Raw genomic sequence first — 21,584 nt, forward strand, 5'->3', positions numbered from 1 at the left:
CAGATCTTTAAGTTGCAAACCGATTACCCAAATATTTTGACGTTCCAACCGATGGAGGACTTTTTGGAGACCTGGAACCTCACCACTTTAACGCGCCTGTTCGCCGCCGATCCCGACGCACTGGGCGATGTGGATGTAGCCGTACCCGAACAGGGCGACGTCATATGCGTGACTCTTAAGGAAAAAGGCGATCTCGACGTCTTCGTCGCGGTAAGCGGGGAGCGCGACATCCTTGTCAGCGCTGTTCTGGTGCCGTGCAAGGACGTGTCCAATCGAGAAGCCTTCGAACGTATGGTGCTGAAGACCCACAAGTTCGTGCCGCTCTCCAGCTTCGGCATCACCACGATCGACGGTGAGGAATGGTATGAATTGTTCGGCTCGCTGTCAGCACGCTCGCCGGCTGAGACGGTGGTCGAGGAAGTGGCGATTCTGGCTGCCAATGCCGTCGATGCGGCTCACATGATTGAAGAATGGAAAAGCGGGGAGATCGCAGCGTGAGCACCTGGGGAAAGATTTTCACCGCCATTCGCGGCGGCATCAACGAGGCAGCGGAAGCGGCCGCCGACAGCCAGTCCATGCGCATTCTTGACCAGGAAATCCGCGACGCTGAACAGTCGCTGCGCAGTGCGCGATCCGATCTGGCCGGCATCATGGCGTCCAACAAAAGCGTCATGCGCCGACTTGAAGAAAACCGCGCAAAGGAGACCAAGGATACCGACAGCGCTCGTGCCGCGATCTCCGCGGGCCGCACGGATCTGGCGCAGGGTCTCGCTCAGCGCATTGCCGGTACTCGTACCGAAGTGCAGCGCGACCAGGAAGAGCTCGATCGGCTGCTGCCCCGCCAGCAGCAGATGCTGCGCACGATCCAGGAGACCGAAGCGCGCATTGCTCAGATGAAGCGTGAGGTGGAGAATGTCAAAGCCAATGAGTCGCTGCTGCGCGCTCAGTCGGCGATTGCCCATAGCCAGTCGGGCATCAATACCCGTCTCGGTAGCGCCGTCGAAAGTCTCGAACGCATCAAGAAACGCCAGGAAATCACTTCCGGCCGCATCGAAGCCGGTGCTGAACTGGCCGCGCTCGAAAACGGCAGCGACCTCGATCGTCAACTGCGCGAAGCCGGCATCGGCGGTTCGAGCCACTCGGCCGATGACGTTCTTGCACAGCTGATGGCACCGAAACATTCGGTCGAGCCCATATTGCTGCCAGCGCCGACCAGCAAAAAAGACTGACAATCCCAGGAGCGGCAGCCCTGCCTGCCATTCCCACGCGCTTACGGAATTGGAGCGCCGCGACCCAGCCTCTTAAAGCAGTGGGGATCGCGGCATTTTAATCCGCTGCAAGCTGCCCTTGGCAGGCGGTGCCATCACCGCCTGCCCGCTTGTTTGGCGCCGGCAGTCAGAAAGGCACGGTTCCGTGGCCGATGCGCCGGATACCGTCCTTCAGATCTTGAAATTTGTCGCGACACATGACATATAAAAAGCGACAGATGACGCAGGAGAGAAATCATGGCCGTCGCAGCAAAAGCACCTTCTTCAGCGGCAGGCGGCGGTGAACTGCAAAAAATCGAAGCATTACTCGGCGGCTCGCGCATTCTGTCGCGCAGTCTGACCAATGCGCTCGACGCCCATGAGCTGCTCCTGCACGGGCTGCCGGCCTCGGCACTGGATCATCTTGTCGGCACCCTCGTCGTCATCGGCAAGAACGAGTCCCTCGAAAAGGCGGTGGGCATGAGCTTGCGCACCTGGCAGCGGCGGAAGGACATGCCTTCCAAGCCGCTCAGCCAGGAACAGAGCGGCCGCGCGTGGAAATTCGCCGAGATCCTCGCAAAGACAACGGATATCTTCGGATCGCAGGCAGAAGCCGAACAATGGCTGGAGCGTCCGGCGGTCGGGCTTGACCAACGCCGTCCAATCGATCTTCTTGCGACGCCCGCCGGCGTCGAGCTTGTCGAAGATCATCTCGATCGCATGGAATACGGCGTCTATGCATGACCCTTTTGCCGAAAGCGCTCGGCGGGGCCGAGCTGGTCGCGTGGCGGCTCGATCAGGCCGTCCATGCGCCGACTTGGGATAGCGGAGAAGGCGCCTATCGGGTTGGCGGCCGCTGGAACAGCAAGGGGGTTCGCGCGGTCTACTGCTCGCTCGATCCCGCGACGGCGATCCTTGAAGTCGCGGTCCACAAGGGGTTCCGGGCGCTCGACACCGTGGCGCACAGGATGACGGCAGCTGTCATTGCCGATGCTGGCGATATCCATGTTGTCGATCCGGGAAACGTGCCCAATCCCAACTGGCTGCGCCCGGGCATTCCCAGCGCCGGACAGCAAACCTTCGGAGACGATTTGCTTCGACAGCATCGTTTTGTGGCGATCCCGAGCGCGGTCTCGCGGCATAGCTGGAACCTGATTTTTCTGGCAGGCGGCGCAACGGGCGCCTATGCACTGAAGTTCCAGGAGGCTTTTGCCCTCGATACACGGTTGCATCCACCCACGTCATGAACGAGCCCTGATTGCATCGCCCATCCTATGGCCCGATCTCGTTACCATCGGTCCGCCAGGTCGGCTATTCTCACTGCGTCTTAATTGACACCGAGAAATTGCTTCAACTCCGCAGTCTGCGGATTGGCAAAGACTTCCTCCGGCGGGCCTGCTTCGTGGACTCGGCCCTGGTGCATGAAGACGACGCGGTTGCAGACGTCGCGGGCGAACTTCATCTCGTGCGTCACCATCAGGAGTGTCATTCCCTCGGCGGCGAGTTCGCGCACGACGGCCAGAACTTCGGCGACCAGTTCCGGATCGAGCGCCGAGGTGATTTCGTCGCAAAGAAGTGCTGTCGGCTGCATGGCCAGTGCACGGGCGATGGCGACACGCTGCTGCTGGCCGCCCGAGAGCTCGTCCGGATAGGCGTCGAACCTGTGGCCCAGCCCTACCCGCTCCAGCATCTTGCGGGCGGTGGCCTCGGCTTCGGCCTTCGGGGTCTTCTTGACCACGGTCTGCGACAACATGACGTTACCGCCGACGGTCAGGTGCGGGAAGAGGTTGAACTGCTGAAAGATCATGCCGACCTTGAGGCGCAGTGCCTTCAGATGGACTTCGTCATCAAGGAGCTGCGCGCCGGCCACGGAGATGGAGCCGTCAGTGATGGTCTCCAGGCCGTTGATGCAGCGAAGCAGGGTCGATTTGCCCGAACCGCTCTTGCCGATGATGGCGATAACCTCGCCGGCCTCCACATCGAGATTGATGCCTTTCAGCACCTCGGTGGTGCCAAAGCTCTTGCGGACTTCAGTGATTTCGATGAGCGACATTGAGCTTCCTTTCCAGGATCTGGCTGCTTTTCGACAAAGGCCAGCAAAGGGCGAAGTAGATGAGGGCGACGAGCCCGTAGACGGTGAAGGGCTGGAAGGTGGCATTGGTGACCACGGTGCCGGCTTTCGACAATTCAACGAAACCGATGATCGAGGTCAGCGCCGTTCCCTTGACGATTTGAACGGAGAAGCCGACCGTCGGCGGTATGGCGACCCTCAGCGCCTGCGGGAGGATGACATAGCGCATCTGCTGCAACCGGCCCATCCCGAGGCTGGCGGAGGCTTCCCATTGACCCTTCGCGACCGCTTCGACGCAGCCTCGCCAGATTTCGGCGAGGAAGGCGGCACTCCACAAGGTGAGCGCCAATCCCGCGGCAAGCCAGGCCGGCACGTCTATCCCGAAGAGGCCGAGACCGAAAAATGCGATGAAGAGCTGCATCAGCAGCGGCGTGCCCTGGAAGAGCTCGATATAATATTTCGCGAGTGCCTTGAATGCCTTGCGCTTGCTGATGCGCAGGAACAGCAGCCCCAGTCCGACCGCGCCGCCGCCGATGAACGAAACGAGCGAAAGCAGGATCGTCCAGCGGGTGGCGAGCAGCAGGTTGCGCAGGATGTCCCAGAGTGTGAACTCGATCATCGTGCTGCTCTCCTCGGGAAAATGAACCCGCCGACCACCCCCAGCAGCTGCCGCAGCAGGATCGCCAGCACAAGGTAGATGGCTGTCGAAACGATGTAGGCCTCGAAGGCGCGGAAGGTTCGCGATTGTATGAAGTTCGCCGCAAAGGTCAGATCCTCGGCGGCGATCTGCGAGACGACCGATGAGCCAAGCATCACGATGACGATTTGCGACGACAGCGCCGGCCAGATGCGCTGGAGGGACGGCACGAGAACGACATGCCGGAAGGTTTCGAAGCGCGTCATGGCAAGGCTCTCGCCTGCCTCGAATTGGCCCTTCGGGGTTGCCTGGATGCCGGCGCGGATAATCTCGCAGCTATAGGCGCCAAGGTTGATGACCATCGCGAGGTTGGCGGCCGTCAGTTCGGAAAGCTGGAGGCCGAGCGACGGTAGACCGAAGAAAATGAAAAAGAGCTGGATCAGGAACGGCGTGTTGCGGATCAGCTCGACATAGGTCGCCACGACAGGCTTCAGCCAGGCCGGGCCGAGTGCACGTACCCAAGCACAGAAGATGCCGAGCGAAATGCCGAGCACGCCGCCGATCGCGATAAGCTCCAGCGTGATCAGTATGCCCTTGACGATCTCAGGATAATATTCAAGCAGCCAGCCGAATTCGAAGTGGTAACTCAAGGAATTGTCCCCTCTTGTGGCGACGGAGCGTCATGTCATCCCGCACGTGGAGCGGGATGACATCCGTGAGACCGGGTTCCTTACAGATCCGACGGGAGATCGGCGCCGAGCCACTTCTGCGATATGGCGTTCAGCGCGCCATCGGTTTTTGCGGCGGCGATAATGCCGTTCACCTTCTCCAGAAGAGCTGCCTGTTCCTTGTTGAGACCGATGTAGCAGGGCGAGTTCTTGATCAGGAACTTCATCTCAGGGCGCTTGGGAGGATTTTTGGCGAGGATCGCAGCGGCCACGACGTTGCCGGTGGCGATGGTGTCGACCTGGCCGGACAGGAAGGCCGAGATGGTGCCGTTGTTGTCCTCGTATCGCTTGATCGTCGCGTCGGCCGGCGCGATTTTTGTCAGCTCGAGATCCTCCACGGCGCCGCGCGTGACGCCGATGCTCTTACCCGCGAGATCTTCCACCTTGGCGATCGAAAGATCAGCCGGTGCGAACACGCCGTTGAAGAAGGGTGCGTAGGCCGCGGTGAAATCGATCACCTTTTCGCGCTCAGCATTCTTGCCGAGGCTTGATATGACCAGGTCGACCTTATTCGTCTGCAGATAAGGAACGCGATTGGCGCTGGTGACCGGCACGAGTTCGGTCTTGACGCCCAGTTTTTCGGCAATGAGATTGGCTACATCGATATCGTAGCCCATCGGCGCCATATCGGTACCGACGCTGCCGAAGGGCGGGAAATCCTGCGGGACCGCGACACGCAGCGTACCGCGCGCCGTGATGTCGGCGAGAGCATCGGCGTAAGACGCGGAGCCGAAGCCGAAGGTTGCAGCCAGGGTCGCGATTGCGAAGAAGACTCGTCTTGTCAGCATGGTTTAATTGCTCCTTTGAAGTTGTGGTTTTTTGGGTCTGACAGTTGGGAGACCGAGGGCACGGTCTTGGGAGGAAGTGACAAGGAACTGCGCAATTCCGAGAGCGGATCGGGGCGCGTGGTGAGGTCGAGACCCATTTCCACTTCGTCCAGATGTTCGATAGAGAGCTCGGCAGCTCTGGCGAAATCGCCCGCTTGCATGGCCTCGAAGATGCGGCAATGCCCGTCATGAGACTGTGCTGCGTGAAATTCAGACTGATAGAGCATCGAAATGAGGATCGTCCTCGCGGTGAGATCGCGGAGGATATCGACGATGATGGCGTTCCCGCTCAATTCTGCGATGCGGATGTGGAAATCGCCCATCAAATAGGTCAGGCGCTGGCGGTCACCCGCAGCCATTGCGCTTTTTTCCTCGTTCAAATGCGCGTCGAGCGCTTTGCGTCCCTCGTCCGTCAATACGCGCATGCTGCGCAGCAACCCGGCCTCGATGACGCGCCGCGCCTCATAAACCGCGATCGCCTCTTCAGCGGACGGCTCGACGACGAACCAGCCTCGTCTCGGACTGACATGCACGATGCCGCGTGTTTCTAGGCGCATCATGGCTTCGCGGACGCGTGTTCGGGACACACTGAAGAGCGTTGCCAGTTGGTTTTCGCTGAGTCGCGTACCGGGCCGAATCCTGGCTGAAAGAATCCCGGAGACGATGGTCTCCTCGATGGTTTTCTGCGCGGTCTCCGATGTCTGGCTATCTTGCATACAAGACAGGAAAGCAAAGCTCGTGCCAAAATCCTGCGTTCAGGATTTCCAAGATGTCTCGGATCCCTCCCTTGGAATTTGCACGCTGGGAATGCAAACTGAGCGTAAATTGAGCGAGTCCCCCGCAATTCCTTGCAAACTCCCCAGCGTCGGCCGCCCAAAGTCGGCAAAGCCCTTTCCCTGTCAAAAAGTTGCTTGCGGCTAGACCGCTTCGGCTTATATAGTCATGATAGTCACTATAGTCAGGATATAGCGAATGCAGCCTTCACGACCAGAGGATAAAAGTTGGACCGTCGCCAATGCGAAGGCCAAGCTGTCTGAGGTTATCGAACGCGCGCAAGCAACGCCGCAAACGATCATGCGCAACGGTAAACCAAGCGTCGTCGTCGTTTCGGCCGAGGAATGGCAGCGGAAGACCGCCCGCAAGGGCACCCTTGCAGAGTTTCTGATGCAATCGCCGCTGCGTGGCGCCGATCTGGACCTCGAACGGCAGCGCGACGAACCGCGTAATCTCCAGCTGTGAGACTTCTGCTGGACACCAATGTGCTTTCCGAGGTGACAAGGCCGCGTCCCGATGCATATGTCCTACAATGGCTGGACGGTCTCGACGAGGATCGCTCATTCATCAGCGTCGTATCGATCGCGGAGACCCGGCGTGGTGTTGCATTGATGGAAAGCGGTCGGAAGTGCGACGCGCTGGCTGAATGGCTTGCCCAGGACCTGCCGCAGCGCTTCGAGCAGCGTGTCATACCTGTGGACCAGCCGGTTGCGACAGCCTGGGGCGACTTGATGGGGCTCGCAAAGCGAAGCGGACGCGGCTTGTCGTCAATGGACGGCCTGATTGCTGCCACCGCGATTGCTCACGGCCTCACCCTCGCCACTCGCAATATAAAGGATTTCGAGGGTTTTGGGATCGAGCTGGTCGATCCTTGGACCGAGCGCCCGTGATGATCCGTAGAGCGGACCGTCACGGGATCTTTCTTTTCGTCTAGTTGAAACTTGAGGTTTTGAGGAATTCCGCCAACCGTTCGGTCTTCGGATGCACGAACATGTCCTTCGGATCGCCCTCTTCGCAGATGACGCCCTGGTTCATGAAGATGACGCGTGACGAAACGTCGTAGGCAAAACGCATCTCGTGGGTGACGAGAAGCATGGTCATGCCGTCGGCGGCGAGCCCCTTGATGACCTGGAGCACTTCCCCCACCAGTTCCGGGTCAAGCGCGGAAGTCACTTCGTCGAACAGCATCAGCCTCGGCGACATGGCGATGGCGCGGGCGATCGCGACGCGCTGCTGCTGGCCGCCGGAAAGCTGTCCCGGATAATGGTTCGAGCGGGCGGAAAGGCCGACACGATCGAGCCATTTTTCCGCGATGACGCGGGCATCCGGCTTCGCCATTTTCTTCACCTTGACGAGGCCGAGCATGACGTTTTCAGCGGCGCTCATATGCGGGAAGAGATTGAACTGCTGGAACGCCATGCCGGTCAGCGCGCGCTGGCGCGCAATCTCCTTCTCGCTCTTGCGGCGGCGCGTCGCGCCTTCGGTCCGGTAGCCGATCTCCTCGCCATCCAGGCTGATCGTGCCGCCCTGGAACTCCTCGAGCATGTTGATGCAACGTAGCAAGGTGGTCTTTCCGGAGCCGGACGAGCCGATGATGGAAATGACCTCGCCCTCCTCAACGGCGCAATCGACGCCCTTGAGGACTTCGTGGATACCGTAAGTCTTGCGCAGACCCTGGATGTCGAGAATGGTCTTGGCCATCGGGATATCTCCTCAGGACGGCAGGGCGGTTTTGCGCTCGACATATTTGCCGAAGTGCTCAATGCCGTAGTTGATGATGAAATAGAGACCACCGGCCAGGAAATAGAACTGGAGGCTCATGAAATTGCGGGAGATGATCTCCTGCGTGCGCAGGAGAAGCTCCGCGACGCCGATGACGGAGAGCAGCGTCGAGGCCTTCACCATCTCGGCCGCCGTATTCACCCAGGCCGGCAAGCACTGGCGCATGGCCTGCGGCCACAGCACCGAGGTGAAGGTCTGGGTAAAGGTCAAGCCGATCGCCTTGGCAGCTTCCGTCTGACCTTTCGGGATCGCCTGAAGCGCCCCGCGCACGATTTCGCCGACATGGGAGGAGCAGAAGACGGCAAGAGCGAGCACGCCGGCAGAGAACGGCCCGAGATCGAGGCCGACAGCGGCGGAGACATAGTAGCTCGCCAGCACGAGCACGAGCACCGGCGTGCCGCGGATGATGTCCGTATAGGCGCGCACGGTCAGACGCAAAACAACGCCGCCATAGACGAGCGCCAAACCGACGAACACGCCGAGTATGGAACCCGCGAGGATGGCCAGCAGGGAGATCGACACGGTCACGCCGATGCCGTTCATGACGACGTATCGGGCGATCCAGAGTTGTTCGAGAAAGGTGTGGGACATCGGCTTATCTCGGCAGGGCCAGACGGCGCTCGACGAAGCGCATCACGGCGGCGATGAGGAAACAGGTCGCGACATAGAGCGCGGATGTGACCATCCAGGTTTCTATGACACGGAAGCTCTCGACATTGATTTTGCGGGCGGCAAACGTCAGTTCAGGCACGGCGATGGCGGCGGCAAGCGAGGTGTCCTTGAAGAGCGAGATGATCGTCGAGGACAGCGATGGCAGCACGTTGCGCAGCATCAGCGGAGCGATGATGGAGCTGCGGATCTGCATCCCCGTCAGGCCGATGGCAAGCCCCGCTTCCGTCAACCCTCTCGGAATGGACAGCAGCCCGGCACGGAACACCTCGGCCAGATAGGCGCCGGAATAAAGCGACAGAACCAGGACGAAGCTTTTTATCTTGTCGAGGCGCACGCCCATCTGCGGCAGCGCGAAAAAGACGAAAAGCACCAGGACGAGAATCGGCAGGTTGCGAATGACCGTGACATAGACCCGTGCCGGCACGACTGCAAAACGGCTCTTGGAGGTCAGCGCAAAGGCCACGACAAGGCCGATCGCGGCCCCGATCAGGATCGAGATCACCGCCAGGCCGAGGCTGAGCGCGAGCCCGCTCAACAGAAAATCGAAATTGCGCCAGACGGCAGCGAAGTTCAGCGTGTAACCCATACGGGCCGCCCTTTCAGACCAGAGCATGATGCCGAAAAGTATGAGCAGCTTTCGGACGCCATCATGCTCTCACTCTTTAACGGAGCGGAGCGGGAGAAAAGTCCCGCTCCGCGTAGCTATTACTTGAACTCGACCGGAAAGCCGATCTGCGGCGGCGTCAGATCTTTGCCGAACCAGGTCTTGAAGGACTTGGCGTAAAAGTCGAATTCAACGCCGGTCATGGCTTCGTGCAGGGCGGTGTTGACGAAGTTCAGCCAATCCTGATCGCCGCGCTTGACGGCACAGGCATAGGTCTGCGGGTTCCAGCCGTAGCCGGCATCTTTGTAACGGCCCGGGTTCTGCGTCATGTACCAGGCGAGCGACGACTGGTCCGTGGCAACTGCATCGGCGCGTCCCGATTCCAGCGCCTGATAGATCAGGTCGACGGAATCGTATTGGTCGACGGTCGCCTCCGGCAAGGCCGCATGCACCATTGCCTCGGCATAAACATTTTGAAGAACCGAAATGGTGACGGAGGAGCCGGCCGCCTTGAGGGTCGCGTAGTCGGCATATTTGCCATCCGCCTTGAGCATCAGGCCGACACCCTCGCGATAATAAGGAATGGTGAAGGCAACCTGCTGCGCGCGTTCGCCGGTAACGGTCATGAACTGGCAGGTGATGTCGACTTTGTCGGTGGTGATGTTCGGGATGCGGGCGTCGGAGGACTGGTTCACATATTCGATCTTCTCAGGATCGCCGAAGAGCGCCTTGGCGATGATGTGGCCCATGTCGACGTCGAATCCCTGAAGCTTGTCGTCGGCGCTCTTGAAGTGCCAAGGCGCATTGGTGCTGCCCGTGCCGAGCACGAGATGGCCGCGAGCCAGCACTTCATCGAGCTTGCTGCCTTCGGCCAGCGCAGGCGTGGACAACAGAGCGGCGACGGCCAGCGATATCACGCCGGTGCGAAAGGAAATGGTCATGGCGTTCCCCTTATGGATGATTCCTAGTGTTCCAGTATAATGGACGTATGTCTGTTTTACTGGAACAATGTTATGAAGTGCCATCAAGGATGAATTGTCAATGGGTCATGCTGAAAAAACGCGCAGCGGAGCGCGTGGTGATTTTTTCGGCAGTGCAGGATGTATAGGCAGGTTCGACAAACATCCTGTGATGTTTTCCGACGATCTCCCTCAACTCGTAACCAAGCGCCCTGCAGAAGCTTTCGTTTGCGGTGAGGATATCGCCCGATAAATCAAACTCGATCATGGCTTGCGAATTCGACAGAGCCGCAAGAACCGCGACAGCATCTGCACCACGATCAAGAATACTCACGCGCGACGCGCGCGTCCGACGTGACATCGTTGGGATCGAGCCCCTTCGCCTCGAGCACGAAGGAACCAGACGATCGTCGGCCAGGAATTCGCTGGCCGTGGTCGTCGCCATCCAGTCGCGAAAATAGGCAAATTTCTTCGTCCGCCGCGTCGGTCGCTTCCGTCAACTCGTCGCCTTCGAGATATCGGATCTTGTCCTGCTTGCAGTAGGTTGCATAGTCGTCGACGACGGACTCCGACATGGCCTGCAGCGAAACGGTCACGTCACCATTGCTGTCGAAGTTGATGGCTTCGGCGACTAACCGGTCATCATCGAGGCTGTTGAAATAGCTTCGAGTCCGAGCATCGCTTTCCAGGATTTTTCGAATGCGCTTTAGGCGGCGCCGACGCCTGCGGCAAAGATGGCAATGCAGCGGCGAAGATGGGCAAACAGTTGAGCCCGATCGGGCCTGGCCCGCGCGCGCCCTTCCGGCGGACCCATGCCGCCGAGGATCATATCCATCAGCATCCGGGCTCCGCTCGCCGTATCGTCCAGCGTCAATCTGCCTTCCGACCGGCGTTGGCTCAGCCATTCGGCGAGATGCTGGCGGCTGGCAAGCATGCCTTCGCGCTGCAGGATATCGACAAGTTCCGGAAATTGCGCCGCTTCGCGAAAGACGAGCTGCAGGAAGCCGGTGCGATCGGCATCCTTGTCCTCATCCATATCGATCATGAAGATACGTTCGAGGCTCGCGGCGATCGAGATATCTTCGGCAGGCCTGGGCAGATCGAGCATCAGGCGTCGATGCGCGCCGACCACGGCAGCAAACAACTCTTCCTTGCTCTGAAACAGCTTGTAGAGCGTCTGCTTCGAAACGCCCGCCTCGGAGGCGACGATCGCGGTCGTGCTTCCCGCATAACCGTATTTCACGAAAACGCGGCCGGCGACTTCGACGATATGCGCCCGCTTGTCCTCGTCGCTGGAAACTTTCGGCCGGCCCCGCTTGCGCGGCTCAGCCGCAGGCTCGTCGACAATATCCATGATGGTCTAGACCACTCTGCCGAAACGCGTAGCGACGACCTGAGAACGTAGACTACAATTTCTGAGGGATAGTGTTCTCGTTTGTGGCATTAGTGATTTCTGTTTGGAGAACTATTCAGTTCTGTAACTCTTTGCATCCCCACCTCTCTAGCGATGGAGCGCTTGTGACGACCATTTCCGCTGCAACATCAGTCTCTTCCTATTCCTATAGCAAGCGCCCGACATCCGCGTCCCAGGACATCCTATCCTCCACGGTTTAGTCGGCAAAAGCAACCATAAGCGGAGCTCGACGAACGCGTCGATCAGCGCCGACGAACTCCTATCCCAGCTGATGACGCTGTCATGAACCGCTTCTCCGACCAGTCGGGCTACCGCGAGGAGCAATGTCAGCTAATGAGCGATTTTCGCGTCTGGCAAGCCGATGTGCAAGATCGCGTGCCTTCGCACTGCGCACGGAAAGTTGGGGTTCAGCCATGCAGATCTCCCTTCATCTATGCATAGCATCAGCGCATTAGCCATCAAGATGACAACTGATGGCGGATATCATAAGTATTCAGGTTCGTGTTTTCTTCCGTCGCCAAAATATTAACCATATTTCAGTATTCTCTCGAAATAATGCTACGCGTCGATCTGGCGCCTCGAAGCAGAGAAGCCGAAAGTTTATTTGGAGACAGTCTTGGCACTTACTATTGCTCGTAGTCTGGTGGCGTTTGGTGTCGCCGTTTCAGCCGGCCTTTTCATGTCGATCGGATTGCAGCAGTCGGCGCTCGAACGGCTGAAGGTCAACGGGCCGGTTTATGAGCAGGTCGTCTACGGCAAGGATTTGATCGCCGATATTCTGCCGCCGCCGCTGTTTGTGGTCGAATCCTACATGCTGTCCTTCGAGGCGAGCAAATTTCCTGAACTCACCGAAACCAATCTTGCCAAAATCGCAAATCTCAAGGCCGCTTACGACGACCGCCGCGCCTATTGGAAATCCACCCGGCTGCCGCAGGCTTTGAAGGACGAGCTTGAAAACGATGTCATCGCCAAGGGCGATCAATTCTGGGGGGTGATGAACCGTGAGATCATCCCTGCCTTGAATGCCAGGGATGAAGACAAGGCGCATGGTGCGATCGAGCAGCTGCGCGTCGCCTTCCATTCGCACCAGGATGCAGTCGAGAAACTCGTTGCCAATTCCGACGCCTTCCTGAAGGGCGAGGAGCGCAATGCTGCCTCGGAGATAGTCACCTGGACGATCTATGCGGGTGCTGCGGGCCTCGGTTCGTTCGGGCTATTGCTGGTGGGGCTCTATCTCTTACGTCGCCGCGCAATCGTGCCGCTCGATGGCATGAAGGCCTATATGGGCAACCTTGCCGAAGGCGACTTTTCGACCGAAGTTCCCTACGCCAACCGGTCCGACGAGATCGGAGCCATGTCCAAGGCCGTGGCGGTATTCCGCCGCAACGCGCTTGAGCGGCAGGACGCGCAGAAGCGCGAGACCACACTGCGCGATGCGGAATTCGAGCGCGAACGCAGCCAGCTGGCCGAAAGGGCCGCAGAGGAGCAGATCCGCGAAACGGTGATCGATCGGTTGACATACGGCCTGGAACAGTTGTCGACCGGCAATCTCGATTGCCGGATCACGACGCCGTTCGCCGCCGCCTATGAGACTTTGCGCGCGAAGTTCAACGACAGTATGGACGCGCTTTGCGCTTCGATGGCGGAGATCGCCCAGACCTCCAAGCAAGTGGGCAGCTCCTCGGCCGGCATCACAGAGGCAGCCGACAGTCTTGCGTCGCGCACGGAACAGCAGGCCGCAATGCTCGAAGAAGCAACAGCCGCGCTCGATGAGATGAATGCCAAGGCGAAAGACGCCTCCGCTCATGCCGGCAAGGCAACCGGCATGATGGCCGAGACCCGCACCAGCGCCGAACATTCGGCAGCCGTCGTTCGCGAAGCCATCGCCGCCATGGAAAGGATCGAAGGTTCGTCCTCCCAGATCGGCGACATCGTCAATGTCATCGATGAAATCGCCTTCCAGACCAATCTTCTGGCGCTCAATGCCGGGGTTGAAGCCGCCCGTGCAGGCGAAGCAGGCAAGGGTTTCGCCGTCGTGGCGCAGGAAGTGCGCGAACTCGCCTTGCGCTCGGCCAACGCCGCCAAGGAGATCAGAACTCTGATTTCCACCTCCTCGTCTCAGGTCTCCACCGGGGTGCAGCTCGTCAATCGCACCGGCAAGGCGCTGCTGGAAATCGAAGGACAGGTCGAGCAGGTTGCCGGCCTGATCGCCCGCATCGTTTCGGTGTCATCCGAGCAGGCGGTGGCGATCGGCGAGATCAACGCCTCCGTCAACGCGCTCGATCAGGTAACGCAACGCAACGCAGCCATGGCGGTCGAAACCGCCTCGGCCTGCCGGGCGCTCGGCAGCCAGACGCAGACGTTGGAAGGGGTGGTAAACCGCTTTCAGATCGACGCGGCCGCCAGCGGCGCAAGACCGCAAAAAGCGGCTTGAGGTGTGATCAGCAATCGAAACTGACCCCGCCTCGCCTGTCCGATCACCTCATTCCGTAACGATCGCCACGACGGCAACGCAGTCACCAGCCTTGACCAACCCCGGGAAATGCCGGGCACAGAGAATGCCGTTCATGCCGGCGCGGATCTCGCGGGGGCCTACCCCGGTCCGCCCGGTCGGATAGATGCGAGCGATCACCGCATCGCCAGTGACGGCTTCACCGAGATCAATGACAGGTTCGATCAGCCCGCCCTCTTCCGCGAAGGAGAAGCAGCGGCCGTCCGGCATGTCGAGCCAAGTCGTCGGACCGGGATCGACGGCGCCCGCGACGATCCCTGCGTGCCGCAGCACGTTCATGGTGCCGCGCTTGGCAATCGCCGCACTTTTGGCCGTGGCGGTGCCGCCGCCGCCGAGTTCCGTCGTGATGAAGACTTTGCCCATCTCCTCGGCCGCGGTGTCGTACATGCCGACCGCATCGATCTCCAGCATCTTCATCGAATAGGGAGCGGCAAAGGCCGTCACGAATTCGAAAGCTTTTTCCTGCTGTTGCTTGTTCGGCAGGATGTGGGCTGCGCAGAACGGCAGAAAATCGAGCGTCTTGCCGCCGGAATGGAAGTCGAGGACGAGATCCGCCATCGGCAGAAGCACACGGCTGAAATAGTCGGCGATCTTCTCCGTCACCGTGCCGTCCGGCCGGCCCGGGAAGCTGCGGTTCATGTTGCCCCTGTCGATCGGCGAAGTTCTGGTTCCCGCTTGGAATGCCGGATAATTCATGGCCGGCACGATGATGACAGTGCCGTTCACGTCTTCGGCCTTCAGCGAGTTGGCAAGATCGAAGAGCGCGATCGGTCCCTCGTATTCGTCGCCGTGATTGCCGCCGGTCAGCAGCGCCGTCGGCCCCTTGCCGTTCCGGACGACCGTTATCGGCACCATCACCGATCCCCAGGCGGAATCGTCGCGGCTGTATGGCAGGCGCAGGAAGCCGTGCTGGACGCCCTCGGCAGCAAAATTGACCGTCGCGCTGATCGGCGACGGCCGCAAGCCAATCTCTGTCATGACAGCCTCAATCCTTGACCATCAGTCTGCGCGGCACGTTGGCGAAGCACTCGACACCGCTGTCGGTGATGAGGATGCTCTCGGTCGTCTCGAAACCCATGTCCTCGAGCCAGAGACCGGTCATGAAATGGAAGGTCATTCCGGGCCTCAGCTCCGTCCGATCGCCCGGCCGCAGGCTCATGGTGCGCTCGCCCCAGTCCGGCGGATAGGAAAGGCCGATCGGGTAACCCGTGCGGTTGTCCTTGACGATGCCGTACTTCTTCAGCACCGCGAAGAAGGCGTTGGCGATATCCTCGCAGGTGTTTCCGGGTCTGGCGACTGCAAGACCGGCTTCCATACCCTCCAGTGTCGCCTTTTCGGCATCGAGAAAGGCCTGTGTCGGCTTACCGAGGAAGACGGTGCGCGACAGCGGCAGATGATAGCGGTTGTAGCAGCCGGCGATCTCGAAGAAGGTGCCCTCGCCCTTCTTCAGCGGCCGGTCGTCCCAGGTCAGGTGCGGTGCGGATGCTTCGACGCCGGACGGCAGCAGCGGCACGATCGCCGGATAATCACCCCCGATCCCGTCGACGCCGCGGGTGCCGGCATCATAGATTTCCGCGACCAGATCGCACTTGCGCATGCCGACCTCGATCTTGTCGAAGATGCGGGCGTGCATCGCCTCGACGATACGGGCGGCATTGCGCATGTAGCCGATCTCGGTCTCGCTCTTGACGGCTCGCTGCCAGTTGACGAGGGCGGTCGCGTCGACGAAACGCGCATTCGGCAAGTGTTTCTGCAGCGCCGCAAAGGCCGCCGCCGAAAACCAGTAATTGTCCATTTCGACGCCGATCGTCAGCTTGCCGAAGCCGCGCTCGGTCAGGATGCCCGAGAGGTAGTCCATCGGATGGCGTTCGGTCGACTGCACGTAGTGATCGGGATAACCGACGATGTTGTCGTGCTTCAGATAGGCGGTGAACTTAGCGCCATTGGCATCCTGGCCGCGGCCGAACCAGATCGGTTCGCCCTGCGGCGGCACGATCACCGCCTGATGCACATAGAAGGACCAGCCGTCATAGCCGGTCAGCCAGGCCATGTTCGACGGGTCGCTGACGATCAGCAGGTCTACGCCCTTCGTCTCCATGGCACGCCGTGTCTTTTCCAGCCGCGCGGCATATTCGCCGAGCGAGAATTTGAGTTTGGGCTGGGTCATGTTTCTTCCCTTCTTTTCCGGCGCCGCGCCGGTCAGCTTTCGAGCGTGGTCCCGGCATTCGCCGCGCCGGCGCGGGCAAAGGCGAGCGTGGCGATGGCGGTGTCCTGGATGCCGGTCCCGGTCAGGTCCGCAATGGTGATCTGGTCGCTGCGCATCCGCCCCGGCGTCCGGCCGGCGACGATCTGGCCGAGCTCGGCAAAGACCGCATCGGCCGCGACCAGGCCGGCATCGATGGCGTGATGCAACTCACCGAGACGCCGCGTCTGCTTCAAGCTGTCGGCGACGTAGAGGTCGGCATCCGCAATGGCGGCCGGATCGATCTCGTTCTTGTGCTCCGCATCCGAGCCCATGGCCGTCAGATGCTGTCCGGGTTCCAGCCACCCGGCCTCGATGATCGGCGTTTCCGACGGCGTGGTAGTGACGATGAGATCAGCGCCGGTCACCGCATGTCTGGCGTCCAGTGTGGCGGTGACGGGAAAGCCGAGCTTTGCGGCCAATTCCGCTGCCACGCTCTGCGCCTTGGCAGCATCGCGCGCCCAAATTCTCGCTTCGCGGATCGGCCGGACCAGCGTCAATGCTTCGAGCTGCAGCCGCGCCTGCATGCCCGCACCGAAGATCGCGGCCACGGACGCATTTTCCCGCGACAGATGTTTTGCCGCGACGGCGCCGGCTGCTGCGGTGCGCACGTCGGTGAGATAGCCATTGTCCAGCAGCAGCGCCTGCACCAGTCCGGTTCGGCTCGACAGCAGCACCATCATGCCGTTGGTGCTCGGCAGACCAATCTTGGGATTGTCGAAGAAACCGGGGCTGATCTTGATTGCGAAGCCCTCGATGCCGGGCACATAGGCCGTCTTCACATCGACTTCGCCCCGATATTCCGGAATGTCGAGCCGCAGGATCGGCGGCATCGCGACGGCCTTGGTCGCAAGGGCTGCGAAAGCGGCCTCGACGCAATCAACCGCATCGCGATCAAGCGCGATGACTTTCCTCAGTTCCGCTTCCGTCAGAATGATCATCCGGCGCATGGTCCCTCCTCACCGTAGAGCGGCTGCGTCCCGTTGATCACCTGCCGGTGCTGATCCATGTCGACATTCGCCCCGGACAAGATCGCGACGATGGGACCGCCGCCCCTGATTTTTCCCGCAAGCAGCGCTGCGATGCCGACCGCGCCCGCGCCTTCGACGATCTGGCGTTCGCAGGCATAGGCATGACGCATGCCGGCGGCGATTTCCGCTTCCGTCAGCAGGATGACCTCGTCGAGAAGCTCGCGGCACATGGCAAAGGTCACGCGATTGTCGAGGCCGATGCCGCCGCCGAGCGAGTCGGCAAGGCTCGGCACTTCCTCCACCTGCACCGGGCGGCCGGTATCGAGGCTTGCCTTCATCGCCGCACCCTTCTCCATCGTCAGGCCAATCACCTTGGCTTTCGAACTGATGCCCTTGACCGCTGCGGCAACACCGGCCGCAAGGCCGCCGCCCGAGAGCGGCACCAGCACGATTGCCGCCTCCGGCAAGGTGTCGATGATTTCAAGCCCCAGCGTCCCCTGCCCGGCCACGACATCAGGATCATCGAAGGGCGGGACCATCACCAGCCCCTCCTCGCGCACCAGCCGGTCGACCTCCTGCTGCGCCTCGTCCTGCGATACGCCGACGATGCGGATTTCGGCACCGAGGCGGCGGATCTCCGAAACCTTGTTCTCCGGCACCAGCCGCGACATGCAGATGGTGGCGACGGCACCTTCCGCCTTTGCCGCATAGGCAAGTGCCCGGCCGTGATTTCCGGTTGAGGCGGCGACGACACCGCGCGAGCGCTCCGCCAGCGACAAGGAAAGCACTGCATTGGTCGCGCCGCGCAGCTTGAAACTGCCGGTCGTCTGGTGATGCTCGAGCTTGAGATGGACAGGCGCGCCGGCCAATTCGCCGAGTGAAGCGGACTGCACCATCGGTGTGCCAAGCACGCGGCCGGCAATCCGGCGCGCCGCCGCACGGATATCCTCCAGCGAAACAGGCAAGGTGCTCACCATGATCTCAGCCTTCCCGGTAGGGCTTGGTCATCAATTGACCGAGTTCGGGCCGCGCCCGATCGTCGCCGCAAAGCCGCAGGCAGGCCCAGGCCGTTGCTAGATTGCTAGTGACCACCGGCTTGCCGGTCTCCGCTTCAATGCGGGCCGCGACCTGGGCGGCGCGCACTGCCGTACAGGAGATAAACAGCGCGTCCGACTGCGGCGCCAGCGCCTGGCGCGCGAAGGCAAGGATCTCCTCCGGTGCGATCCGCGCCATCTCGCGATCATCGGTCACGCCAAGACAGGTGAAGCGGTCGATCGCAAAGCCGAGCTCCGCGAAATAATCCGCCATCGGCCGGCTGGTTTCGATCGTATAGGGCGTCAGCACCGAAATCCGTCTGGCGCCCAGCGCTTTCAGGCCTTTCACGGCGGCCGCCGTCGGCGTCACGACGGGAACGCCGGGCTTGGCCGCATGGATCGCCGCCTCGATGTTCCGGTCGCCGATCACCACCGAGGCGGAGGTGCAGGAATAGACGATGGCATCGAGCGCCTCGTCCGGCAGGATCAGTGCCGCGCCTTCGGTCAGCGACGGCTGCATCCTCAAGAGATTTTCCGGCGTGACCGGATTGGCATAATGGATGCGGCTGACATAGACGCCGAGGCGATCGCTGGCGACCATGCGCTGAAAGTCGACTTCCGTCGTATGGTCGGTCGCGAGGATGACCAGGCCGATGCGCTTTTCCAGCGGCCGATCCTCCAGCCGCGGCGGCCGGCCGGCAGCGATGATCTCGATCTCTACGGTCATGGTCAGTCATCCATCCTGGCGTAGCGTTCCTCGAGCCAGCGTAATCCCACCACCGAAATCAGGCTGATGACGAGGAAGAAGACGCCGACCAGCGTCATCGGCTCGATGTAGCGGTAGTTGCTGTTGGCGATGCTCTTTGCCTGGTTCATCAGTTCGAGCACGGTGATCGCCGAAAGCAGCGGCGTCTCCTTGAACATGGCGATGAAATAATTGGCGAGCGCCGGGATCATCGGCGGGATCGCCTGCGGCAGGATCACGTGGATCCAAGCCTGGCGCGTCGACAGATTGGTGGCCTTGGCCGCCTCCCATTGTCCGCGCGGCACGTTCTCGATGCCGGCGCGATAGACCTCGGCGGTATAGGTCGCATAGTGAATGCCCATGCCGATGACGCCGGCGACCAGCGGCGCCAGCCGGATGCCGATATCCGGCAGCACGTAGAAGATGAAGTAGAGCTGCACCAGCAATGGCGTGCCGCGGATGAATTCCGAGACGAAAGCGACCGTCCTGGAAATGCCGGCGACCGGTGAGCGCCGCGCAATGGCGAGCCCCAGGCCGACGATCATGGCGACGGCAGCGCCGAGGATGGTCGCGAGAAGAGTGATTTTGAACCCTTCGAGAAGGGTCGGCATGATCTGCCAGACAAAGTCCCAATCCCATTCCATCTGATCAGGTCCTTATGCCGTCGAGGCTGCGCGCCATCCGCCGCTCCAGCCAGCGCATCGTCGCGGAGATCGCCGAGGCCATGAGAAAATAGAGGATGAGGATCGTCGCGAAGGGGACCAGCGTATTGCCGGTCTGCGCCCGCACCACCTGCGCCTGGAACGTCATATCCGTCAGCGAGATCAGCGAGACGACAGCCGTGCCCTTCAGGAGTTCGATCGCATTATTGCAGAAGGTCGGCAGCATCAGCGGCAGTGCCTGCGGCAGGATGACGTGGCGCATGCGCTGATATCGCGAAAGGTTGAGCGCGATGCAGGCTTCCGATTGTTCGCGCCCGACGGCCTTGACGGCGCCGCGCACCACCTCCGCCCCATAGGCGCCGACATTCAGCCCGAGCGCCAGCACGCCCGCCTGCAGCGGCGTCAGGGTCAAGCCCGCAAAAGGCAGTACAAAATAGACCCAGAAGAGCTGGACGAAGATCGAGGTGCCGCGGAAGAACTCGATATAGGCCGTCGCCAGCGCGCGCACGGCGAAGAAGCGCGACAGGCGGCCAAGGCCCGCCAGGAAGGCCATTACCAGCGCCAGCGCAGATCCCATGATCGTCAGTTCGAGCGTCACCAGGGCGCCCTCAAGGATCAGTGTCAGATAGCCGGACCATACCGACATCGGCAACTCACTTCCTAGAGCATGTCGCGCAAAAGGGTGCAGCAGTTTTGCGATAACGACATGCGTAAAAACAAGGACCTAAAGCGCGAGGAGCGAATCTGAAAGATCGCGACGCGCTTTGGGAGATCGTTCGAGGGCAATCCGGCCATGCCTGGGGCATGGCCGGCTGCTTACCCTTTGTTACTTCGCCGCGGCGCAGAGCTTTTCGCGGCTCGTCGACATCGCCGCCTTGGCCGAGAAACCGTAGGGTTCGATGATCTTGGCGAATTCGCCGGATTCCTTCAGCTTCTTCAGCTCGACATCGAAGGCGTCGCGCAGCGCAACATCCTGCTTGCGGAAGGCAGCGCCATCGCAATAGACCGGAGCATTGACGACGGGAGCGACGGTTTCGAGGTTCGGATCGTTTGCCTTGGCCATCAGGTCATGGATCGACAGGACCGGCAGCGAGTAGACGTCGATGCGGCCGTCCTGCAGCATCTTGATGCCGCTCTGGCCATCCGGAACGACGATGACGCGGTCACGCGGCACGCCGGCCTCGAGCGCCAGTTTTTCCTCGGTGCCGCCGCCCGGCGCGCCGATCTTGGCGTCCGGATTGTCGGCGATGTCCTTGTAGCTCGTCAGCTTCAGCGGGTTGCCCTTCTTGAGAGCGAAAGCTTCGGCGTCGCAAAGGATCGGTTCGGAATAGGCGACGGCGTTGCAGCGCTCGGGCTTCATGAAGAGGCCTGCGGTGATCGCGTCGTGGCGGCCGGCCTGCAGGCCGGGGATCATTGCGCCATATTCCGAGATCGAGGCGACCACTTCCTTGACGCCCAGCTTTTCGAAGATTGCGCGCGCCACATCGGGTGCGGCGCCGGACACCTTGCCGTCGGCGCCGACGGCGGTGAACGGCGGCTCGTTGGCGATGGCGATACGCGCATAGCCCTGCTCCTTCAGCTGCTCGAGCTTGTCATCGGCGGCGGAGGCCGGGCCGGCCGCCGTGATCAGAAGCACCGACAGGCTGGCGGCGCTCAAAAGATATCCTGTTTTCATCGTTCCCAACTCCTCTGATTTTCCTTGA

General features: G+C 61.0%; 25 protein-coding genes and 3 pseudogenes. 7 read left to right on the forward strand and 21 right to left on the reverse strand.

What is annotated here, in order from left to right:
- The first annotated feature begins 51 nt into the window (after nt 1-51).
- The 4 genes from BA011_RS26825 to BA011_RS26840 all read left to right on the forward strand — a co-directional run bounded on the left by BA011_RS26825 (nt 52) and on the right by BA011_RS26840 (nt 2,494).
- On the forward strand, nt 52-498 hold the full coding sequence (locus BA011_RS26825; RefSeq protein ID WP_029871137.1) for a YjfI family protein: 447 nt from the start codon (nt 52-54) through the stop codon (nt 496-498).
- Entirely contained in the window at nt 495-1,229 is a 735-nt protein-coding gene (locus BA011_RS26830) for a PspA/IM30 family protein (protein ID WP_065283017.1), read from the forward strand. Before BA011_RS26825 ends, BA011_RS26830 begins: the two co-directional genes overlap by 4 nt.
- Before the next feature lie 276 nt (nt 1,230-1,505).
- Entirely contained in the window at nt 1,506-1,991 is a 486-nt protein-coding gene (gene parS, locus BA011_RS26835) for an antitoxin Xre/MbcA/ParS toxin-binding domain-containing protein (protein ID WP_065283018.1), read from the forward strand.
- Nucleotides 1,988-2,494, forward strand: coding sequence for an RES family NAD+ phosphorylase (locus BA011_RS26840; RefSeq protein WP_065283019.1), 507 nt, complete (start codon nt 1,988-1,990; stop codon nt 2,492-2,494). Before parS ends, BA011_RS26840 begins: the two co-directional genes overlap by 4 nt.
- A gap of 80 nt (nt 2,495-2,574) precedes the next feature.
- Here the strand turns inward: BA011_RS26840 and BA011_RS26845 are convergent, their stop codons facing one another.
- From BA011_RS26845 to BA011_RS26865, 5 genes are all read right to left on the reverse strand, one after another.
- Nucleotides 2,575-3,300 carry an amino acid ABC transporter ATP-binding protein gene (locus BA011_RS26845; protein ID WP_012755581.1) on the reverse strand — a complete coding sequence of 242 codons (726 nt, stop codon included), beginning with the start codon at nt 3,298-3,300 and terminating at the stop codon, nt 2,575-2,577.
- Complete coding sequence (locus BA011_RS26850) at nt 3,278-3,937, reverse strand: amino acid ABC transporter permease (RefSeq protein ID WP_027664862.1); 660 nt, start codon at nt 3,935-3,937, stop codon at nt 3,278-3,280. The genes BA011_RS26845 and BA011_RS26850 overlap by 23 nt, the downstream gene beginning before the upstream one ends.
- Nucleotides 3,934-4,605, reverse strand: a complete 672-nt coding sequence (locus BA011_RS26855; RefSeq protein WP_065283020.1) for an amino acid ABC transporter permease — start codon at nt 4,603-4,605, stop codon at nt 3,934-3,936. Before BA011_RS26855 ends, BA011_RS26850 begins: the two co-directional genes overlap by 4 nt.
- 80 nt (nt 4,606-4,685) lie before the next feature.
- The gene (locus BA011_RS26860) at nt 4,686-5,471 is read right to left on the reverse strand and encodes a transporter substrate-binding domain-containing protein (RefSeq protein WP_027664860.1); all 786 of its coding nucleotides are present in this window, start codon (nt 5,469-5,471) and stop codon (nt 4,686-4,688) included.
- Nucleotides 5,465-6,226 carry a GntR family transcriptional regulator gene (locus tag BA011_RS26865; RefSeq protein WP_065283021.1) on the reverse strand — a complete coding sequence of 254 codons (762 nt, stop codon included), beginning with the start codon at nt 6,224-6,226 and terminating at the stop codon, nt 5,465-5,467. The genes BA011_RS26860 and BA011_RS26865 overlap by 7 nt, the downstream gene beginning before the upstream one ends.
- A gap of 256 nt (nt 6,227-6,482) precedes the next feature.
- On the opposite strand from BA011_RS26865, the gene BA011_RS26870 reads away from it, so the two are divergent.
- Entirely contained in the window at nt 6,483-6,749 is a 267-nt protein-coding gene (locus BA011_RS26870; protein ID WP_065283022.1) for a type II toxin-antitoxin system Phd/YefM family antitoxin, read from the forward strand.
- The gene (locus BA011_RS26875; RefSeq protein ID WP_065283023.1) at nt 6,746-7,174 is read left to right on the forward strand and encodes a type II toxin-antitoxin system VapC family toxin; all 429 of its coding nucleotides are present in this window, start codon (nt 6,746-6,748) and stop codon (nt 7,172-7,174) included. The genes BA011_RS26870 and BA011_RS26875 overlap by 4 nt, the downstream gene beginning before the upstream one ends.
- A gap of 40 nt (nt 7,175-7,214) precedes the next feature.
- Here BA011_RS26875 and BA011_RS26880 read toward each other — a convergent pair whose 3' ends face one another.
- The 8 genes and pseudogenes from BA011_RS26880 to BA011_RS42315 all read right to left on the reverse strand — a co-directional run.
- Complete coding sequence (locus BA011_RS26880) at nt 7,215-7,985, reverse strand: amino acid ABC transporter ATP-binding protein (protein WP_065283024.1); 771 nt, start codon at nt 7,983-7,985, stop codon at nt 7,215-7,217.
- A 12-nt stretch (nt 7,986-7,997) separates the two neighbouring features.
- Nucleotides 7,998-8,657, reverse strand: a complete 660-nt coding sequence (locus BA011_RS26885) for an amino acid ABC transporter permease (RefSeq protein WP_065283025.1) — start codon at nt 8,655-8,657, stop codon at nt 7,998-8,000.
- A gap of 4 nt (nt 8,658-8,661) precedes the next feature.
- Nucleotides 8,662-9,324, reverse strand: a complete 663-nt coding sequence (locus BA011_RS26890; RefSeq protein WP_026264480.1) for an amino acid ABC transporter permease — start codon at nt 9,322-9,324, stop codon at nt 8,662-8,664.
- Nucleotides 9,325-9,443: 119 nt separating this feature from the next.
- Nucleotides 9,444-10,283 carry a transporter substrate-binding domain-containing protein gene (locus tag BA011_RS26895; protein ID WP_027664853.1) on the reverse strand — a complete coding sequence of 280 codons (840 nt, stop codon included), beginning with the start codon at nt 10,281-10,283 and terminating at the stop codon, nt 9,444-9,446.
- 115 nt (nt 10,284-10,398) lie between these two features.
- Nucleotides 10,399-10,635 (reverse strand): annotated as a pseudogene (locus BA011_RS42305) (PAS domain S-box protein); the annotation flags it as partial.
- A 13-nt stretch (nt 10,636-10,648) separates the two neighbouring features.
- A pseudogene (locus BA011_RS26905) lies at nt 10,649-11,002 on the reverse strand (DUF1217 domain-containing protein); the annotation flags it as partial.
- Nucleotides 11,003-11,007: 5 nt separating this feature from the next.
- Nucleotides 11,008-11,655 (reverse strand): TetR/AcrR family transcriptional regulator, encoded by a 648-nt coding sequence (locus tag BA011_RS26910; protein WP_065283028.1) that lies wholly within the window; start codon nt 11,653-11,655, stop codon nt 11,008-11,010.
- A 373-nt stretch (nt 11,656-12,028) separates the two neighbouring features.
- Nucleotides 12,029-12,130: pseudogene (locus tag BA011_RS42315) on the reverse strand (plasmid stabilization protein); the annotation flags it as partial.
- Between the two features lie 201 nt (nt 12,131-12,331).
- Here BA011_RS42315 and BA011_RS26915 point away from each other — a divergent pair.
- Nucleotides 12,332-14,149 carry a methyl-accepting chemotaxis protein gene (locus BA011_RS26915; protein ID WP_065283029.1) on the forward strand — a complete coding sequence of 606 codons (1,818 nt, stop codon included), beginning with the start codon at nt 12,332-12,334 and terminating at the stop codon, nt 14,147-14,149.
- Between the two features lie 48 nt (nt 14,150-14,197).
- On the opposite strand, the gene doeB is transcribed toward BA011_RS26915, so the two are convergent.
- The 8 genes from doeB to ehuB form a co-directional block, all read right to left on the reverse strand.
- Nucleotides 14,198-15,205, reverse strand: a complete 1,008-nt coding sequence (doeB, locus tag BA011_RS26920) for a N(2)-acetyl-L-2,4-diaminobutanoate deacetylase DoeB (RefSeq protein WP_065283030.1) — start codon at nt 15,203-15,205, stop codon at nt 14,198-14,200.
- Nucleotides 15,206-15,212: 7 nt separating this feature from the next.
- Nucleotides 15,213-16,394 carry an ectoine hydrolase DoeA gene (doeA, locus tag BA011_RS26925; RefSeq protein WP_065283031.1) on the reverse strand — a complete coding sequence of 394 codons (1,182 nt, stop codon included), beginning with the start codon at nt 16,392-16,394 and terminating at the stop codon, nt 15,213-15,215.
- Nucleotides 16,395-16,426: 32 nt separating this feature from the next.
- Nucleotides 16,427-17,419, reverse strand: coding sequence for an ectoine utilization protein EutC (gene eutC, locus BA011_RS26930; protein WP_065283032.1), 993 nt, complete (start codon nt 17,417-17,419; stop codon nt 16,427-16,429).
- Nucleotides 17,407-18,417: a hydroxyectoine utilization dehydratase EutB gene (gene eutB / locus BA011_RS26935; protein ID WP_065283033.1), complete on the reverse strand. Its 1,011-nt coding sequence runs from the start codon at nt 18,415-18,417 to the stop codon at nt 17,407-17,409. Before eutB ends, eutC begins: the two co-directional genes overlap by 13 nt.
- A gap of 4 nt (nt 18,418-18,421) precedes the next feature.
- Nucleotides 18,422-19,201 (reverse strand): ectoine utilization protein EutA, encoded by a 780-nt coding sequence (gene eutA / locus BA011_RS26940; RefSeq protein ID WP_065283034.1) that lies wholly within the window; start codon nt 19,199-19,201, stop codon nt 18,422-18,424.
- A 2-nt stretch (nt 19,202-19,203) separates the two neighbouring features.
- Nucleotides 19,204-19,863, reverse strand: coding sequence for an ectoine/hydroxyectoine ABC transporter permease subunit EhuD (ehuD, locus tag BA011_RS26945; protein WP_003550192.1), 660 nt, complete (start codon nt 19,861-19,863; stop codon nt 19,204-19,206).
- 4 nt (nt 19,864-19,867) lie between these two features.
- Complete coding sequence (gene ehuC, locus BA011_RS26950) at nt 19,868-20,527, reverse strand: ectoine/hydroxyectoine ABC transporter permease subunit EhuC (protein ID WP_065283035.1); 660 nt, start codon at nt 20,525-20,527, stop codon at nt 19,868-19,870.
- Between the two features lie 180 nt (nt 20,528-20,707).
- Entirely contained in the window at nt 20,708-21,556 is an 849-nt protein-coding gene (gene ehuB, locus BA011_RS26955; protein ID WP_065283036.1) for an ectoine/hydroxyectoine ABC transporter substrate-binding protein EhuB, read from the reverse strand.
- Between the last annotated feature and the right edge of the window lie 28 nt (nt 21,557-21,584).

This window comes from Rhizobium leguminosarum (assembly GCF_001679785.1).
GTDB classification, from domain to species: domain Bacteria; phylum Pseudomonadota; class Alphaproteobacteria; order Rhizobiales; family Rhizobiaceae; genus Rhizobium; species Rhizobium leguminosarum_R.

Bases quoted from the DNA above. Each gene is read 5' to 3' on its own strand.
- BA011_RS26825 (WP_029871137.1), top strand. From the start codon at position 52: ATGGAGGACTTTTTGGAGACCTGGAACCTCACCACTTTAACGCGCCTG.
- parS (WP_065283018.1), top strand. From the start codon at position 1,506: ATGGCCGTCGCAGCAAAAGCACCTTCTTCAGCGGCAGGCGGCGGTGAA.
- BA011_RS26840 (WP_065283019.1), top strand. From the start codon at position 1,988: ATGACCCTTTTGCCGAAAGCGCTCGGCGGGGCCGAGCTGGTCGCGTGG.
- BA011_RS26845 (WP_012755581.1), bottom strand. From the start codon at position 3,300: ATGTCGCTCATCGAAATCACTGAAGTCCGCAAGAGCTTTGGCACCACC.
- BA011_RS26850 (WP_027664862.1), bottom strand. From the start codon at position 3,937: ATGATCGAGTTCACACTCTGGGACATCCTGCGCAACCTGCTGCTCGCC.
- BA011_RS26860 (WP_027664860.1), bottom strand. From the start codon at position 5,471: ATGCTGACAAGACGAGTCTTCTTCGCAATCGCGACCCTGGCTGCAACC.
- BA011_RS26865 (WP_065283021.1), bottom strand. From the start codon at position 6,226: ATGCAAGATAGCCAGACATCGGAGACCGCGCAGAAAACCATCGAGGAG.
- BA011_RS26870 (WP_065283022.1), top strand. From the start codon at position 6,483: ATGCAGCCTTCACGACCAGAGGATAAAAGTTGGACCGTCGCCAATGCG.
- BA011_RS26880 (WP_065283024.1), bottom strand. From the start codon at position 7,985: ATGGCCAAGACCATTCTCGACATCCAGGGTCTGCGCAAGACTTACGGT.
- BA011_RS26885 (WP_065283025.1), bottom strand. From the start codon at position 8,657: ATGTCCCACACCTTTCTCGAACAACTCTGGATCGCCCGATACGTCGTC.
- BA011_RS26890 (WP_026264480.1), bottom strand. From the start codon at position 9,324: ATGGGTTACACGCTGAACTTCGCTGCCGTCTGGCGCAATTTCGATTTT.
- BA011_RS26895 (WP_027664853.1), bottom strand. From the start codon at position 10,283: ATGACCATTTCCTTTCGCACCGGCGTGATATCGCTGGCCGTCGCCGCT.
- BA011_RS26910 (WP_065283028.1), bottom strand. From the start codon at position 11,655: ATGGATATTGTCGACGAGCCTGCGGCTGAGCCGCGCAAGCGGGGCCGG.
- doeB (WP_065283030.1), bottom strand. From the start codon at position 15,205: ATGACAGAGATTGGCTTGCGGCCGTCGCCGATCAGCGCGACGGTCAAT.
- doeA (WP_065283031.1), bottom strand. From the start codon at position 16,394: ATGACCCAGCCCAAACTCAAATTCTCGCTCGGCGAATATGCCGCGCGG.
- eutC (WP_065283032.1), bottom strand. From the start codon at position 17,419: ATGCGCCGGATGATCATTCTGACGGAAGCGGAACTGAGGAAAGTCATC.
- eutB (WP_065283033.1), bottom strand. From the start codon at position 18,417: ATGGTGAGCACCTTGCCTGTTTCGCTGGAGGATATCCGTGCGGCGGCG.
- eutA (WP_065283034.1), bottom strand. From the start codon at position 19,201: ATGACCGTAGAGATCGAGATCATCGCTGCCGGCCGGCCGCCGCGGCTG.
- ehuD (WP_003550192.1), bottom strand. From the start codon at position 19,863: ATGGAATGGGATTGGGACTTTGTCTGGCAGATCATGCCGACCCTTCTC.
- ehuC (WP_065283035.1), bottom strand. From the start codon at position 20,527: ATGTCGGTATGGTCCGGCTATCTGACACTGATCCTTGAGGGCGCCCTG.
- ehuB (WP_065283036.1), bottom strand. From the start codon at position 21,556: ATGAAAACAGGATATCTTTTGAGCGCCGCCAGCCTGTCGGTGCTTCTG.